Below are 14,715 nucleotides of genomic sequence, written 5' to 3'. Positions count from 1 at the left end.
CGAACGAGATGGTGAGGGGTCATGAGCAGTCCGTATCCCGGTCAGACGCCCGGTGTGGGGCCCGGGTACGCGGCCGGCCCCGTTGCCGCACCGCCGAGGTCGGTCCCCCCGACCGGCGGGGGCGACCTCACTCCGCAGTTACTCGAGACCAGCATCTGGTCGGACCAGATGGTGGCCGCGGCCGGCATCCCGATCGTCGATGTTCCGTTCATCACGATCGGTGGGGGTATCGGGTCGTTCGTCACGGTGGACTACCTGCGCATCGCCGGCGTCCCGACCGAGCAGATCCGCATCCTGTCCAACATCGACACCCCGTGGCAGACCTACGAGTACCTGACCCGGGTCTCGCAGATCCCCCGCCCGGAGCGCATCCGGTCCGACTCGGCGTCGCGGCCCGACAACATCTGGGGCTTTCCGTCGTACGCGATGGAGGAGACCCTCCGCGACAAATCGCTCAAGGCGGCCTGGCAAGTCCTGGTCGAGCCGCTGTTCGCGGACTACTACACCCCGCGGGCCGGGATGGTGTTCGAGAACCTGGAGCGGGAGGCCAAGCGCATCCGCTGGTGGGAGATGCTGGTCAAGGGCCAGGTGCGGATGGTGCGCCGCCGTCACGGTGGCGGTTACTTCACGATCCTGACGCCCCCCGACGGCGCCACCGCGACCAAGCGCATCGCCTACCGGTCGCAGTACGTGCACGTCGGCGTCGGCTACCCGGGCCTGAAGTTCCTGCCCGAGCTACAGGACTTCCGGACGAAGCACCAGGACTTCCACCACGTGGTCAACGCGTACGAGGACCACGAGCACGTCTATACGTTCCTGCGCTCGCGACCAGGAACCGTGCTGGTGCGCGGGGGTGGCATCGTCGCGTCGCGGGTTCTCCAGCGGTTGATGGACGACCGGGAGAGGTACGGCCTGCAGACGCAGATCGTGCACCTGTTCCGCACCTACATCCGCGGATCGCACGGCAAGGGGCCGTGGCTGCGTCGCAAGGGCGGCAACGGCTTCGCTTATCAGGGCTTCAACTACCCGAAGTCGGTGTGGGGCGGTCAGCTCAAGGCGCGCGTCCGGAAGTTGGAGGGCGCCGACCGGGCTCAGGCCTACAAGGACATGGGAGGCACCAACACCCCGTGGCGGCGGCGCTGGCAGGCCCAGATGAACGCCGGCCGGGCGCAGAACTGGTACCACACGCTCGAAGGCACGGCGGAGGCGGTGTCGGTGGGCCCGGACGGGCGCACGACGAGTCGCGTGAAGCTCGGGAACGGACAGTTCACCGACATCGCCGCCGACTTCATCATCGACTGCACCGGCCTGGAGGCCGACATCCGCGAGCACCGGCTGCTGGCCGACCTGATGGACCACAGCGGTGTCGGCCGCAACCCGGTCGGGCGCCTGGACGTGGAGCGGTCGTTCGAGCTGAAGGGCACGGCGAACGGCGAGGGCCGGATGTACGCGTCCGGGTCGCCGACGCTGGGCGGGTACTTCCCGGGTGTGGACACGTTCCTCGGCCTGCAGGTGGCCGCGCAGGAGATCGCCGACGACCTCGCACGGCGGGGCTTCGCTCGTCGCATCGGGCCGGCTCGATCGGTGAGTCAGTGGCTCAAGTGGGCACGAAACAAGCAGATCTGAGGGGATTGTTCACATGTTGCCCACGTTATGGGGCCGGATCCAGTCGCGGATCGTGTTCACGCTGGTCATCGGCGGGCTGGTGGCGCTGGTCGTGACGCCGTTCCTGCCGCTCGGGGTGGCTCTCGGCAGTAAATACCGGATCGCCTACACCGTGATCGTGACCGTGACGGTCGTCGGCGTGCTCTGGGAGCTGCTGTACCACTTCCTCATGCAGTGGCGGTGGGAGAAGGACTGGCCGACGCTGTTCGGCCTGCTGACGCTGGTGAACGAGGGGCTGCTCGTCTGGGCGCTGCTGCTGTCGGGCGTCGTCCCGGGCATCGACGGGCTCACCGGATTGCAGTCACTTTCCTACTGGATTCTCTTCATCCTGGTTTGGATGGCAGTCTGGGCCTTCGCGAACGGCCCGATGAGGGTGTTCTCGATCCACTGGCGGTTCCGGGGTGGGAGGTTCGTGTGACCACAGGTAACACCGATGAGAAGCCCGACGACCGGACGCTCGCGCCGGTCGCCGGCTCCGGCCTGCTGGCCCGGTACGGCGATCTCGTGCTGCTCTACGCGGCGCCCGAGGGCGACGACGAGCGGACGGCGTCGATCCTCGATGTGATCGCGTCGGCGGCCGGCGGCGACGGGCGTCGTCTCGGGCGCCGGTTGGCGTCGCTGCTGATCTCGGCGGCCGACGAGTTCCCGGCGCTGGCCGCGTTCGGTCCGGTCGGCGACGGCGTGGCGGTGATCCTGCACGGGGACGTGCAGGTCGCGGTCGTGACCGACGACGGCGAGATCGTGCTCGACGGCCGGGACGCGTTGACGTGGGTCGACCGGATGATCGCGGCGCCGGCTCGGGTGATCCGCGGTGAGCTCGACGCGCTCGGGGCGGGTTCGGCTGACCCGTGGTTGCGGCTCGATGGTGGGGTCGTCCGGGCGGGTGGGTTCGTGTTCGGGCCTCCGTCGGCCGTGGCTCCGGGTCCGGCGCCGGCCGTGGCTCCGGCGCCGGCTGTGGCTCCGGTGGTGGTTTCTGAGGTTTCGGCGCCTTCGGTCACCGCGACGGCGGTGTCTTCCGGGGTGCGGCCGTCGCTCGTGGCGGTGGATGACGACGACGACGTTGACGACGAGCCGTTGCAGCGGACGGAGGCGTTCACGCCGTTCGACGGGGATTCGGAGTTCGTTCCGAGGCCGGGGTCGGTGGAGTCGGACGCGGTGCCGCCTCGGGGGGCGGCGGCGGTGTCGCGGAGTGGCTACGAGCCGCCGGCGTCGTTCTCGGCTCCGGCGGAGTCCGCTCCGCTGCTGCCGCCGGCTGACGATTCCGCGCCGCCCGCGCCGCCCGCGCCGTTCGGCGATTCGCCGGCTTCGGCGCCGCCTGCTCCGTTCGGTGACCGGCCGTCGTTCGGCGACTCACCGTCATCGGCGCCGCCGGCGCCGTTCGGCGACTCTCCGGCATCCGCGCCGCCGGTGCCGTTCGGGGACTCCGAGCCGCACGGTGACCGGCCGCCCGCCGCGCCGTTCGGCGACTCCGCGCCGCCTTCTCCGTTCGGCGACTCCGCTCCGCCGCGGCCGCTCGGCGACGAACCGCCGCCTGCGCCACGGCCGTTCGGCGACGAATCGCCGCCGCCTGCGCCGCAGGCGTTCGGGGACGCGCCGCCAGCGCCGTACGGGGTCTCCCCGTCGTCCGCGCCGCCGGCGCCGTTCGGGGAGCCGGCGCCGTTCGGCGACGCGCCGCCCGCTCCTCCCGCCCCGTTCGGAAGCCCGGCATCCTACGGCGACCCGGCGCTCCCGCCGCCTCCGCCGTACGGGGACGCGCCGTACGGCGACCGCCCCATGCCCCCGGCCCCCGACGGCCCGCCCCCGGCCCCGTTCAGCGCGCCCCCGGCTCCGTTCAGCGCGCCCCCGGCCCCGTTCAGCGCCCCGCCGTCGAGCGCGGCGCCGTCCAGCGCGCCACCGTTCGATGCGCCCCCGGCCCCGGGGGCGTACTCGCCCACCGGACCCTCACCGGTACTTCCGGACCAGCCGGTCCCCGACCCGGCCCTCCAGCCGTCGTCGGCCCCACCGGCCGCGCCGCGACCGGCCGGTTTCGACCCGGGCGCCCCCTTCGAGGCGGTCCTGCTCATCGGCGACGACGCCGAGCCGACGCAGACGTCCGGCCCCCTGCCGCCGGCCGACGTCCAGCCGCCGCCGGGCCCGGTTCCCGCCGACGGGGCCGAGGAGGCGGACGCCCGCCCGATCGTGCTGGGCATCTACTGCAAGAACGACCACTTCAACGATCCGCGCGTGCCGTACTGCGCGGTCTGCGGCATCTCGATGGCGCAGCTCACGCACGTCTCGCGCACGGGTCCCCGTCCGCCGCTGGGCCTCCTGGTCCTCGACGACGGAGCAACGTTCCGCCTCGACACCGACTACGTCGTCGGACGCGAGCCGGAACGCGACGAGGCCGTCCTCCAGGGCCGGGCCCGAGCCCTCCGGATCGACGACCCGAAGGGCGTGGTCTCGCGAATCCACGCGAGGATCGAACTCGACGGCTGGGACGTCAACGTCATCGATCTGGCGTCGGCCAACGGGACGCACATAGCGCCCCCGAACAGCGAGTCCTGGACCCGCCTGGACCCGAACCAGAAAGTGACGCTGACCCCGGGCACCCGGGTGGTCTTCGGCCGCCGGGGCTTCCGCTACGAGTCCCACCGCAACCCGTAACCGCCGACGCCCGCCCGATCGCCCTACGGCGCGGGCGGGCTTCCCGGCCCCCGAGGCGGGGTCGGCGGCCGGGGCAGCGCCATCGGCGGCGCCACCTGCCCGATCGGCGACCCACCCCCCGAAGAAGGCAGCGGCTCCATCGCCACCCGGGGCAACGAGACGATGTCGGGGTTGCACTCGACCGCCGTCACCACCGGCCCCTGCTGCCCGGCCGTCACCAGCAACATCGCATAGTCGGGCAACCCCTGCAGGGTCCGCGGCTCCACCGTGAACTCCGACGCCCGCTCGTAGGTCTCGGCGTTGTTCCAGTTCGTGCCCTCGGCGTGCCCCTCGGTCGTCCGCCACGAGCGCGACGAGTTGCCCACCAGCCCGGACAGCGCCTGCCACGGCCGGCGCACCGACGGCATCGGACGACTACCCCTGGTCAGCGTCTCCGACTCGCCGGTCGTGTGCGTCTCGGCCCCGCCGAGCTGACGGGTCAACCGGCTCAGCACGAACCGCTGCTGGCGGCCGATGAACTCCGCGGCCTCGTTCGCCTCCTGGTGATTGCCGAGCCGCATCACGCCGACCGCCCCGGCCCCGAGCACCTGCAGCGACGTCCCCCGCAGGTGCCGGAACAGGTACAGCAGCCGGATGCCCCGTCGCTCGCACACGTCCGACAACCGTTCCAGGTGCCGGCGGGCGATCTCGTCGGCCCCGACCACGGCGATCGTGCGCGGGGCACCGCCGGCCTCGCCGGTGGCCGCGCCCCGGGTCAGCCGCTGCACCACCAGGTCACCCAGCACCTCGTCGCGCGCGGTGCTGCCGGTGCTCAGCGTCGCGATGCACGACAGCTGGGCCGGCGGCCGGGGCTGGGCCGCGCTGCCGAGGGGTGCCAGCGGGTGCAGCAGCGACTCCAGTTGACGCAACCGCGGCCCGATCTCGTGCCGGTACTGCTCCGAGAAGGCCCCGAGAACGCGCGCCTGCTCCTCGGCCGGGAGATCAGCCGCCTCCCCGAGCAGCACCTGCAGGGACGCCAGCACCCGGGCCACCGTCAGCCCGCCCGGCGCCAGCACCGCGCAGACGGCGCCGAGCACGCGGTCGTCGGCCGAACGCTCGAACCGGTCGCCACCCTCTCCACCGTGGACCGCCTCGACCAGCACGTCGACGAACTGACGCTCGTCGAGGCCGGCCAGCACGTCGGCCGAGGCCAGGTCGGCCGGGAACAGTTGCACGTCGGTGGAGAGGCCGGCCTCGCCGGCCACCTCGGCCAGCTCGCGGACGACGCCCTCGCCGGTCAGGTCGAGCACGGTGAGCTGGCCGCCGCCGGCCAGAGTGGACGAACCGAAGACCGTGAGCAGCCCCTCCCAGCCCCAGAGCGTGCCGCCGACGATGTCGATTCGACGGGTCTGCGGCGGGGGAGCGGCCGGTGACCACTCCGGGAACTGCTCGCTGCGCTGCTGCTCCTGCTGCTCGAACTGGGCCTTGCGGGAGTGCCAGTCGGCCAGTTCGCGGTCGTAGCGGGCGCGCTGCTCGGCGGCCATCGCGTTCGGCCGGTTCGCCGCCGTGCGGGCGCTCTGCGCGCCGAGCCAGACGCCCCCGGCGGCCAGCCCGAAGATCACCAGCACGAGCACGATCATCACCAGGAAGCCCCAGCCGCCCCCGTTCCCACGGAAGACGACGAGGCTCAGCCCACAGACGACGATGAAGCTGGCGATCAGCGCGGCCGGTACCGCGATCGCGATGTTCCGGAGGAAGTGCGGGTTCGCCGCCCGGGCCGACGCCACCACCTCGGGCGGCACCTCGGTGAGCGTCGGCGGCGGCTGCCCGAACGGGCGGCGGAACAGCTTGCGGTCACGGAACATCCAGCCGAGCCGCTCTCCCGGCCGGAGAAGAGCCGACAACGGCGCCCGCGACGATTCCGCCATGCCCCGAACGATAGAGCGTCCCCCCGACGCTTCCACCGATCAGCCCGCCTCCGGCAGCCAGCCGGCGACCGGATCCGGAATCAGGCCGGAACCGGCACCTCCACCGGCACCATCCCGATCCAGTCCCCGATCGGAGAGGCATCCGCGTCCAGCGCCGCCCGAACCGCCACGTGCTCCCCCTCCGCCAACTCCACCCCACCTGCCACGACCAACGCATCCGACGGCACCGCCCCCACCGACGTCGCCACCCCGTGCCGGGTCAACTCCGTCGCCGCCGCCGAGGCCCGCCGCCCGGAATCCGAGATCACCAACGGCAACCGCCGCGCGGCCGCGATCAACGCCGCCGCCCGCAACGCGGCCACCGAATCGGCATCGGTGCCCCACCCAACCCCCACCGCCGAAGGCCGCTCCGGCAACCCGGACGCCACCGTCACCAGCTCACCGGCCACCACCGGACCCATCCCGGGCCGGGACGAACGAAAAACCACCACGTCCGGCCCCGACGCCTCGATCTGCAGCGCCAGGTCGTGCTCCACGTCGCTCGAGAACCGCGACAGGACCGGCACCGGCAGATCGTCCCGCCGGACCCGCGCCGCCAACCGCTCGGTCTCCTCCAGCGAGCGCGCCATCTCGGCCAGTTCCCCCGACAGCCCGGTTCCGACCTCCAACGCCGGCGACCGGTACGGCAGCAGCCGCGACAGCACGACCTCGGCCGGCCGCTGCGCCCCGACCAGCGCCGCCGCCAACTCGACGTCCGCCTTCTGCGTCGCCGGGTCGTCCACGACCGCGAACACGCGACGAGCCGCCACCGTCCCCAGCGACGCCCGCTCGGCCTCGGCGATGTCCCGCTCGATCCGGCGCTTCGAGTAGAACGCCGAGAGCAGCGGGCCGGCCATCACCGTCGTCACGATCGCCATCACGACCATCAGCGAGAACAGCGACGAGTCCAGGATCCCCAGCTGCAGCCCGACGGTCAGGATCACGATCTCGGTCAGCCCACGGGTGTTCATCAGCGTGGCCAGCGCGAACGACTGACGCAGGGGCACCCGCTGCAGCCGGGCCCCGACGAACGCCCCGACGAACTTGCCGCTGATCGCCACCACCAGGATCAGCGCCAGCTCGCCGAGCCCGGACAGCCCGACGTTCCGCAGGTCCACCTTGATGCCGGAGACGAAGAAGAACACCGGGAGCAGCAGCAGGACCGATACCTGCTCGAGCTTCTCCAGGATGTCTTGCCGGAGCGCCTCGCCGCCCTCCCGGGGCATCACCGCGCCGAAGATGAACGCCCCGAAGATCACGTGCACGCCCAGCCACTCGGCCGCGTACGCCGAGAGCAATAGCCCGATCAGGATCACCGCGAGCACCGGAGGCGTCAGCCGGCCCGCCCGCGCGTGCACCGGCAGCAACCGGCGCAGCAGCGGACGCACGACGAAGAACATCAGCGCGACGAACGGCAGCGCGAGCAGCACGTGCCACTGCGCCTCGGCCGACGCCCCGGCCACCGTCACGACGACCGCCAGCAGCGACCACGCGATCACGTCGTCGACCGCGGCGCTGGCCAGCGCCAGCCCGCCCAGCCGGGTGCGGTGCATACCCCGGTCGGTCAGGATCCGGGCCAGCACCGGGAACGCCGTGATCGACATCGCCGCGCCCAGGAACAGCACGAACGGCAGCCGGTCGTCGGCCGAGACCCCGTGCCGGTCAGCCAGCCACAGCGCCAGCGTGATCCCCAGAACCGACGGCAGGATGATCGATCCGACCGAGACGCTGACCGCCACCCGCTCCCGCCCGCGGATCAGCGTGTGGTCCAGCTCGTAGCCGACGATGAACATGAACAGCACCAGCCCGACGTTCGCCAACGCCGAGAGCGGCACTCGGAGATCGACCGGTACCAGTAACGTCGAGAGGTGCGGGCCGATGATCGTCGGGCCGAGGGCGATACCGGCGATGATCTCGCCGATCACCGGGGGCTGGCCGACTTTCCTGGCCAGCCAGCCGCCGACCCGTGCGAGCACGAGAATCAGGGCCAGATCGAGCATCAGCAGCCCGACATCGTGCGCAGTCACCGGCGTCGCTCCTGTCCTGAGTCCGGTAGCCGACCTATCCAGTGGGCTCCGGCCGGTAGTTTCACATCGCCGACCGACCGAAGTGAGGGTTCGTCGGGAAACGGACTTAAAGGAGAGGCACGTGGAAGGAATCGCCGATTACGAGTTCGTCCGGTCCCTGGGCGACGGCAACCACGGTGAGTTCTTCCTCGCCAAGACTCCGTCCCGCCTTCCGGTCGAGGCCGAACTGGTCGCCGTGAAAGTGCTGTCCGGCTCGACCACTCAGGAGGTCTTCCGCCGCGCCACGCGCGAGCTCGCGGCCTTCGCCGCCGTCCGCTCCGAGTTCCTGGTCACGCTGTACGACGCGGGCCAGCAGGGCGGTGTCTTCTACTACTCGATGGAGTACCTGCCCGACGGCTCGCTGGCCGAGCCCGCGTACCTGCTCGACGAGTCCGCGACCCTGCGGGCCGTCGCCCACGCGGCCCGGGCCGCGCACGCGCTGCACGAGGCCGGCATCGTCCACCGCGACATCAAGCCCGGCAACGTCCTGCTGCACCCCGAGGGCGGTCGCCTCTCCGACCTCGGCCTCTCCCAGGTGCTCGCCCCCGGCATGACGCTGACCGGCATGGGTTCCCTGGGTTCGATCGAGTTCGTCGACCCCGACGTGCTGCACGGCGAGCCCCCGTCCCGGGCCAGCGACGTGTACTCCCTCGGCGTCACGCTGCACTATGCGCTCACCCAGCAGGGCCTCCACGGCGAGCTCCCGGACCACGACCCGGTCCTGGCGCTCCGCAAGGTCCTCTCCTCGCCCCCGACCATCGCGCCCGGCCTCGACGAGACCCTCGCCGACATCGTCCGTTGGACGATCGCCGCCGACCGCACGGAACGCCCGTCGAGCGCGCTCGCCGTTGCCGAACGTCTCGAATCACTGGTGACTGCCTGATTTTTACGCTTCCCGGCGAGCCACCGCAGGAACGGTCCAGTGCGGCGGCTCAGGCGAGGGCTGTCGCCAGCAGAGCGAAGGCGGCGACGATGACCGCGACGCGCACGTAGTGGAAGCGGTCCCAGCGCTGCGACTGTTCTTTCCAGTCCGCGGGCCGGTTCTCCGGCGTCCACGTCTTGCTCCGGTTGTTGATCGGAACGAGCAGCAGCACCGACATCACGACGCTCACGATCAGTAACCCGGCCGCGACGACGACGAGCTCGATCCCGGGGTCGCGCCAGGCCGCCACCGCCCAGATCGCGGCCAGCACGAGCGAGCCGACGTACCAGAACGGCATCAGCGCGCCGAGCATCCGGCCGCCGTGGGCGCGACCGATCAACCCGCTGTCGCCGGGCAGTCCGTAGAGGATCGGATTCAGTACAAAAGCGACAGCGAGCTCTACGCCCACCATCAGGCCGACGAGCACGATCGTGACGACCTCGAGTGCCTCGAGCATGGCAGTGCCTCGTTCCTAGCGTTGCTAGCGGATAAATCAACGCTAGACCTACTGTCGCTCGGTTGTCTAGCGGCGCTAGAATTCCGAGCATGTCGGTTCAGGAACGCAAGCAGCGCGAACGGGCGGAGCGCGAGCGCCTGATCGTGGCGACCGCCCGCGAACTCGCCGAGCAACAGGGCTGGGACGCGGTCACCACCCGGCTGCTCGCCGAGCGCATCGAATACAGCCAGCCCGTGCTCTACAGCCACTTCCGCGGCAAGCGCGAGATCATCGGCGCCGTCACCCTCGAGGGCGCCACCGAGATGGCCGGAGAGCTACGAGCCGCGACCGCCGCCGCCGACGACCCGCGCGGCCGGGCCACCGCGCTCGCCCGCGCCTACCTCGACTTCGCCGACCGGAACCCGGCCGTCTACGACGCGATGTTCCGGCTCGACGGCGGCCTGGCGTTCGCCCGCGACGACACCCCGGAACCGCTGAAAGACGCGTTCTCCGCCCTGCTCGAATGCCTGGGCGAGGTCGCCGGGGACGGCGTCGACCCGGGGCTGTTCACCGAGGTGTTCTGGGCCGCCCTGCACGGACTGGTCACGCTGACCCGAGCGGGCCGGTTGCGTCCGGAAGACGTCGAGCGGCGGACCGACCTGCTGGTGGCCCGCCTCGCGGTCGCCGGCTAGCTGTCGGCCAGCAGGTCCGCCACCTCCCGGACGTACAGCGCGCTGACGCCGTCGGGGACCCCGCTCTGAGCGCCGTTGCGCCCGGCGACCCAGACGGTCAGCGTCTGGCCGCGCGGGTCGAGGTCGATGCAGAGCCGGCAGCTCGCCGGGGGCCGGGCCTCCGGCGGCAGCAGCCGGACGACGTGCACGCCGAGGCTCCCGCCCGCTGCGGTCACGAACTCGGAGTCCGGGCCGCCGAGCCGGTCGTCGAGCACGGCCACGACCCGGGGCAGCGCGAGCAACTGGCGTGCCCGCGGGTCACCCGCGGCCGCCCGCCGCACCTCGACCAACTGTCGCAGCCGGGTCGTCAGGTCGAGCGCGCCGTCCCGCGTCGTCGCGACATGCGTGCCCGACAGCGGGGGCGTGGCCGGCCGGGCGTGCGGCAGCGACGGCACCCAGGCCCAGCGCTCGTCGTCGGTCGGCCCGGCGGCCAGCGCGATCGACAGGTCACGGGCGTCGTGCAGCACCGCGGCCTGGGTCAGGATCCAGCGCACCAGCGGCACCGCGGCCGGCAACGGCCCCCGGATCGCGATCCCGCCTGCGCTGCCCACCGGCACCGCGATCGGCACCGGGGGACGCCGGGCCAGCCACCCGATCCGCGTCACCAGCGTCTGCGGATGCTGCGGGCCGCGCACCGCGCCGGCCAGCCGGTCGCGGGCCACGCGGTCGAGCGTCACCGGGTCGGGCGGGGGAGCGTTCGGGGCCAGCCGGGCCAGGTGGCGGGCCGACCGGACCTCCATCAGCGACGGCCCGGCCGTGACCAGGTCGCCTGGCGCCAACTGCCGGACGCCGTGCAGCGGCTCGCCGTTGATCTGGGTGTCGGCGTCGCCGGCGACCTGCACGGTCCAGCCGGTCACGGTGAAGCCGATCGCGACCCGGCCGATCGGGACCGTCCGCTCGCCGTCGGGCAGCGGTATCAACCGCCCGGCGTCCGGGCCGCCGACGACCGCGAGGTAGAGCCGGCTCTCCGGTGCGCGCCCGGCCGCGGGGGGCGCGCTGGTCGGCAGCGGGGCCCCGGCCGGGTAGGTCGCGGTGTACGGCCGGTAGCCCCCGCCGGAGACCGGCGCCGGGCCGGACGGCGAGACCGGCGCCGACCCGGACGGCGTCGGCCTGCGCGTGGTGCCGTACGGGTTGCCGCCCCGCTCCGGGGGCAGTTCCTGCAGGTGACCGAGCCCGAACGGGGTGTCGTCGGGCAGCGTGAACCCGGGCGGGGCAGCCGGGTCGGAGCTGACCGGCTTCGGCGGCGCCTCGGTCTCCTCGGCGACGGGCACGCTCGGCTCGGCGGCGTGCCGTCCGCCCCCGCTGCCGGCCTGCTCGGCGTCCGCGCCGTGTTTTCCGGCCGCGGGTTCTACGTCCGCCAACGGCTGATCGAGAGGGTTGGCCGCCGACGGCGGGTCGTCCGGCGCGTCGCTGTGCGACGGGGGCGCGGGCGCTCCGACCGGAGCCGACGGCGGCGGAGGCGGGGTGCGGTCGGCCGACCGGCGGGACCGGCGGGACTCGCCGTCGGCGACGACCGCCGCGCCCTGGTTCGCCGGGTTCGCCCAGGCGTGTTCCTGACGGGCCTCGGCGCCGCTCGGGGTGCGCCGGTCGAGCCGCGGCGGCGGCTTCTGGACCACAGTGGTCTCGCCGGTCTCGACGGCCGAGCGCAGCGCGTCGATGAACTCCTTGCAGGTGCCGAACCGCTCCTGCGGGGTCTTGGCCATCGCCATCGCGAGCACGCGGTCGACCGCGCGGGGCAGCGACGGCTGGAGCGCGACCGCGGACGGCGGCGGAGCGGTGAGGTGCGCGGTGATCACCGCGACCTGGTTGTCGCGGGGGAACGGCAACTGGCCGGTCAGGACCTCGAACGCCATGCAGCCGAGCGAGTACTGATCGCAGCGACCGTCGGTGACCGCGCCCTGCAACTGCTCCGGCGCGATGTACGCGACCGTGCCGAGGACCTGGCCGGTCATCGTGATGTCCTGGTCCATCGCCTGGGCGCTCTTGGACAGGCCGAAGTCCACCAGGTAAGCATGCTCGGGCCCGCCGTGCGGACCGCCGGGCTCGAGGTCGGGCGAGCCCGGACGCTCGACCAGCACGTTGCTCGGCTTCACGTCGCGGTGGGTCATCTGGAGCCGGTGGGCGGCGTCCAGCGCGTCGGCGACCTGGTCGAGCAGGCGGACCGCGCGCTTGGGCTCGAGGACCTGCTCGCGGTCGAGTATCGCAGCCAGGTCGGCGCCCGGGATGTACTCCATCGCCAGGTAGAGCTGCTTGTCGACCTCGTCGGCGGTGTAGACCGTGACGATGTGCGGGTGACGCAGCCGGGCCGCGGACAGCGCCTCGCGCAGGAAGCGGCGCCGGAACGCCTGATCGGCGACCAGGTGGGGGCGGAGCACCTTGACCGCGTCGTCCCGGTCGAGCAGACGGTGCCGGCACAGGTAGACCTCGCCCATGCCGCCGACGGCGAGACGCTTGCGCACCTCGTACGTCGCGAGGCGAGATCCTGGGCTCAGCACGCCTCAAGGTTGTCATGCGTTGACACGTCCCGGCGAACACACCCGTAACCGGGGTCGGATCATCGTTCTGTCGGCCGAGGGCACTAAGGTGTCGAACGATCCGGACCGACCCGACCTCGAGCGTTTGTGAGCGTGTGGTGTTCCGTCGTCTGCTGGCCGCCGTTGCGGCGTCCCTCCTGCTGATCGGGCTGTCGTCGTGCAAGTCCGATCCGACCGTCGCGGCCTATGTGGGCGACGACGTGATCAGCATCGACCAGATCGATGACTACTACGCGAAAGCCGTGGCCGACCCGGTCTCGGCTCAGCAGGTCCAGCAGAACCCGGGCGCGGCCAAGCCGAACCTGGTCAGCATGCTCGTGTTCATCCAGCTGCTGCACTCGGCGACCGAGAAGGTCGGCGCCGCGGTCACGCCGGCCGAGGTCTCCGCGGCCAAGGCCGAGCTCGAGCCGCAGCGGCAGCAGATCACCGGTGAGCTGGCGCTGCTGCCGCTCGACCAGCTCGCCGACATTCTGGCGTACCAGGGCAAGCTGGGCGATTGGGCCAAGGAGGGCGTCGCCGACCAGAACTCCGCAGCGAAGAAGTACACCCAGGCGCTGCAGGACGCCGAGAAGGCCAACCCGGTCACCGTGAACCCGCGGTACGGCAAGTTCGACCTCAACAAGGCCCCGCAGATGGTCAGCTCCGACGTCGCGGTCAAATCGGTCCAGTCTTGAGCCGGGTCGTCGTCCTGGTCACGTCGCCGAGGCTCCCCGCTGGTCTGCTGACCGCCGACGCCTGGGACGCGGTCCGGGCCCATCCGGTGTTCGCGGCCGGGTGGCTGCCGCTGGCCGATCCGCTGCGCGCGGCGGGCGTCCTGGTGACCGAGGTCGGCGACGACGCCGAGGACGCGCTGAGCCGGCTGCTGGAGGCGGCGGCGCGTGCTGACGACGACGGCGGGGCGGCTGGTGGCGGGGTGGCCGGCGGTGGTGGAGCTGGCGGCGGTGGGGCCGTTGTGTGGCTGGCCGGGGACGGGGATACGCCCGACCGTGGGGTGCCCGCGCTGCTCGCGCAGCGGCTGGTGACCGACCCGGCGCTCGACTTCCAGGTCGAGATTCTGTACGGCTCGTGGGATCCGCCGGGCGCGCGGCTGCTGGACGTCGCCGCGGTGATGGACCGGCTGCGGTCCCCGGGCGGGTGCCCGTGGGACGCCGAGCAGACGCACGAGTCGCTCCGGCCGTACCTGCTGGAGGAGGCGTACGAGGCCTACGACGCGCTGCTCGACGGTGACCTCGAGGCCCTGCGCGAGGAACTCGGCGACGTCCTGTTGCAGGTGGCGTTCCACTCCCGGGTCGCGTCCGAGAACCCCGACGAGGGGTTCGACATCGACGACGTGGCCGGCGATCTGGTGGCGAAACTCGTGCGCAGGCACCCGCACGTGTTCGCCGACCGCGCGGTGTCGGGCGCGGACGAGGTCGATACCAACTGGGAAGCGATCAAGAAGGCCGAGAAGAAGCGCGATTCGGCGCTGGACGGGGTCGCGCAGTCGCAGCCTGCGCTATCACTGGCCGCGAAGTACCTGAGCCGGGCCCGCCGGGCCGGAGTGCCGGTGACGCCGCCGGCCCTGCCGCCGGGGCTGGTGGCGCCGGGTGACGAGGATGCGGTGGGGGAGTTGTTGTTCGCGCTGGTCGCGGCCAGTGGGGAGCCGGGTGTGGACGCGGAGGCGGCTCTGCGGGCCACGGCCCGGAAGTTCGCCGAAGAGGTCCGGGCAGCCGAGCGCCCGAACTGAGCCTCGCCGACCGGCCGGCCGGGGCTGGGCTGGCGGGCCGGGGCCG

The 14,715-nt window shown here is 72.4% G+C and carries 11 protein-coding genes; 7 read left to right on the top strand and 4 right to left on the bottom strand.

Going from position 1 to position 14,715, the window contains the following annotated elements:
• Nucleotides 1-21 precede the first annotated feature (21 nt).
• The 3 genes from FL583_RS07055 to FL583_RS07045 are packed head-to-tail and all read left to right on the top strand — an operon-like array spanning nt 22 to nt 4,308.
• Nucleotides 22-1,626, top strand: coding sequence for a hypothetical protein (locus FL583_RS07055; RefSeq protein WP_205751905.1), 1,605 nt, complete (start codon nt 22-24; stop codon nt 1,624-1,626).
• Nucleotides 1,627-1,639: 13 nt separating this feature from the next.
• Nucleotides 1,640-2,083, top strand: a complete 444-nt coding sequence (locus tag FL583_RS07050; RefSeq protein ID WP_142703666.1) for a hypothetical protein — start codon at nt 1,640-1,642, stop codon at nt 2,081-2,083.
• Nucleotides 2,080-4,308, top strand: a complete 2,229-nt coding sequence (locus FL583_RS07045) for an FHA domain-containing protein (protein WP_142703665.1) — start codon at nt 2,080-2,082, stop codon at nt 4,306-4,308. Before FL583_RS07050 ends, FL583_RS07045 begins: the two co-directional genes overlap by 4 nt.
• 23 nt (nt 4,309-4,331) lie before the next feature.
• Here the strand turns inward: FL583_RS07045 and FL583_RS07040 are convergent, their stop codons facing one another.
• Entirely contained in the window at nt 4,332-6,215 is a 1,884-nt protein-coding gene (locus tag FL583_RS07040; protein WP_142703664.1) for a hypothetical protein, read from the bottom strand.
• 80 nt (nt 6,216-6,295) lie between these two features.
• Nucleotides 6,296-8,281 carry a cation:proton antiporter gene (locus FL583_RS07035; RefSeq protein ID WP_142703663.1) on the bottom strand — a complete coding sequence of 662 codons (1,986 nt, stop codon included), beginning with the start codon at nt 8,279-8,281 and terminating at the stop codon, nt 6,296-6,298.
• A gap of 121 nt (nt 8,282-8,402) precedes the next feature.
• On the opposite strand from FL583_RS07035, the gene FL583_RS07030 reads away from it, so the two are divergent.
• Nucleotides 8,403-9,203 (top strand): serine/threonine-protein kinase, encoded by an 801-nt coding sequence (locus FL583_RS07030; RefSeq protein WP_142703662.1) that lies wholly within the window; start codon nt 8,403-8,405, stop codon nt 9,201-9,203.
• 49 nt (nt 9,204-9,252) lie between these two features.
• Here the strand turns inward: FL583_RS07030 and FL583_RS07025 are convergent, their stop codons facing one another.
• Nucleotides 9,253-9,699, bottom strand: coding sequence for an anthrone oxygenase family protein (locus FL583_RS07025; RefSeq protein ID WP_142703661.1), 447 nt, complete (start codon nt 9,697-9,699; stop codon nt 9,253-9,255).
• 89 nt (nt 9,700-9,788) lie between these two features.
• Between FL583_RS07025 and FL583_RS07020 the strand changes: the two genes are divergently transcribed.
• Complete coding sequence (locus tag FL583_RS07020; protein WP_142703660.1) at nt 9,789-10,370, top strand: TetR/AcrR family transcriptional regulator; 582 nt, start codon at nt 9,789-9,791, stop codon at nt 10,368-10,370.
• Here the strand turns inward: FL583_RS07020 and FL583_RS07015 are convergent.
• Nucleotides 10,367-12,904 carry a protein kinase domain-containing protein gene (locus FL583_RS07015; protein ID WP_142703659.1) on the bottom strand — a complete coding sequence of 846 codons (2,538 nt, stop codon included), beginning with the start codon at nt 12,902-12,904 and terminating at the stop codon, nt 10,367-10,369. The genes FL583_RS07020 and FL583_RS07015 overlap by 4 nt on opposite strands.
• A gap of 134 nt (nt 12,905-13,038) precedes the next feature.
• On the opposite strand from FL583_RS07015, the gene FL583_RS07010 reads away from it, so the two are divergent.
• Nucleotides 13,039-13,617, top strand: coding sequence for a hypothetical protein (locus FL583_RS07010; RefSeq protein WP_142703658.1), 579 nt, complete (start codon nt 13,039-13,041; stop codon nt 13,615-13,617).
• Nucleotides 13,614-14,669 (top strand): nucleoside triphosphate pyrophosphohydrolase, encoded by a 1,056-nt coding sequence (locus FL583_RS07005; protein WP_205751904.1) that lies wholly within the window; start codon nt 13,614-13,616, stop codon nt 14,667-14,669. The genes FL583_RS07010 and FL583_RS07005 overlap by 4 nt, the downstream gene beginning before the upstream one ends.
• The last annotated feature ends 46 nt before the right edge of the window (nt 14,670-14,715 follow it).

The organism is Cryptosporangium phraense, assembly GCF_006912135.1.
Lineage (GTDB): Bacteria > Actinomycetota > Actinomycetes > Mycobacteriales > Cryptosporangiaceae > Cryptosporangium > Cryptosporangium phraense.
This window is presented reverse-complemented; position numbering and strand designations above follow the sequence as displayed.

Coding starts and splice junctions, on each gene's coding strand:
- FL583_RS07025 (WP_142703661.1), bottom strand. CDS start 9,699: ATGCTCGAGGCACTCGAGGTCGTCACGATCGTGCTCGTCGGCCTGATG.
- FL583_RS07050 (WP_142703666.1), top strand. CDS start 1,640: ATGTTGCCCACGTTATGGGGCCGGATCCAGTCGCGGATCGTGTTCACG.
- FL583_RS07020 (WP_142703660.1), top strand. CDS start 9,789: ATGTCGGTTCAGGAACGCAAGCAGCGCGAACGGGCGGAGCGCGAGCGC.
- FL583_RS07040 (WP_142703664.1), bottom strand. CDS start 6,215: ATGGCGGAATCGTCGCGGGCGCCGTTGTCGGCTCTTCTCCGGCCGGGA.
- FL583_RS07055 (WP_205751905.1), top strand. CDS start 22: ATGAGCAGTCCGTATCCCGGTCAGACGCCCGGTGTGGGGCCCGGGTAC.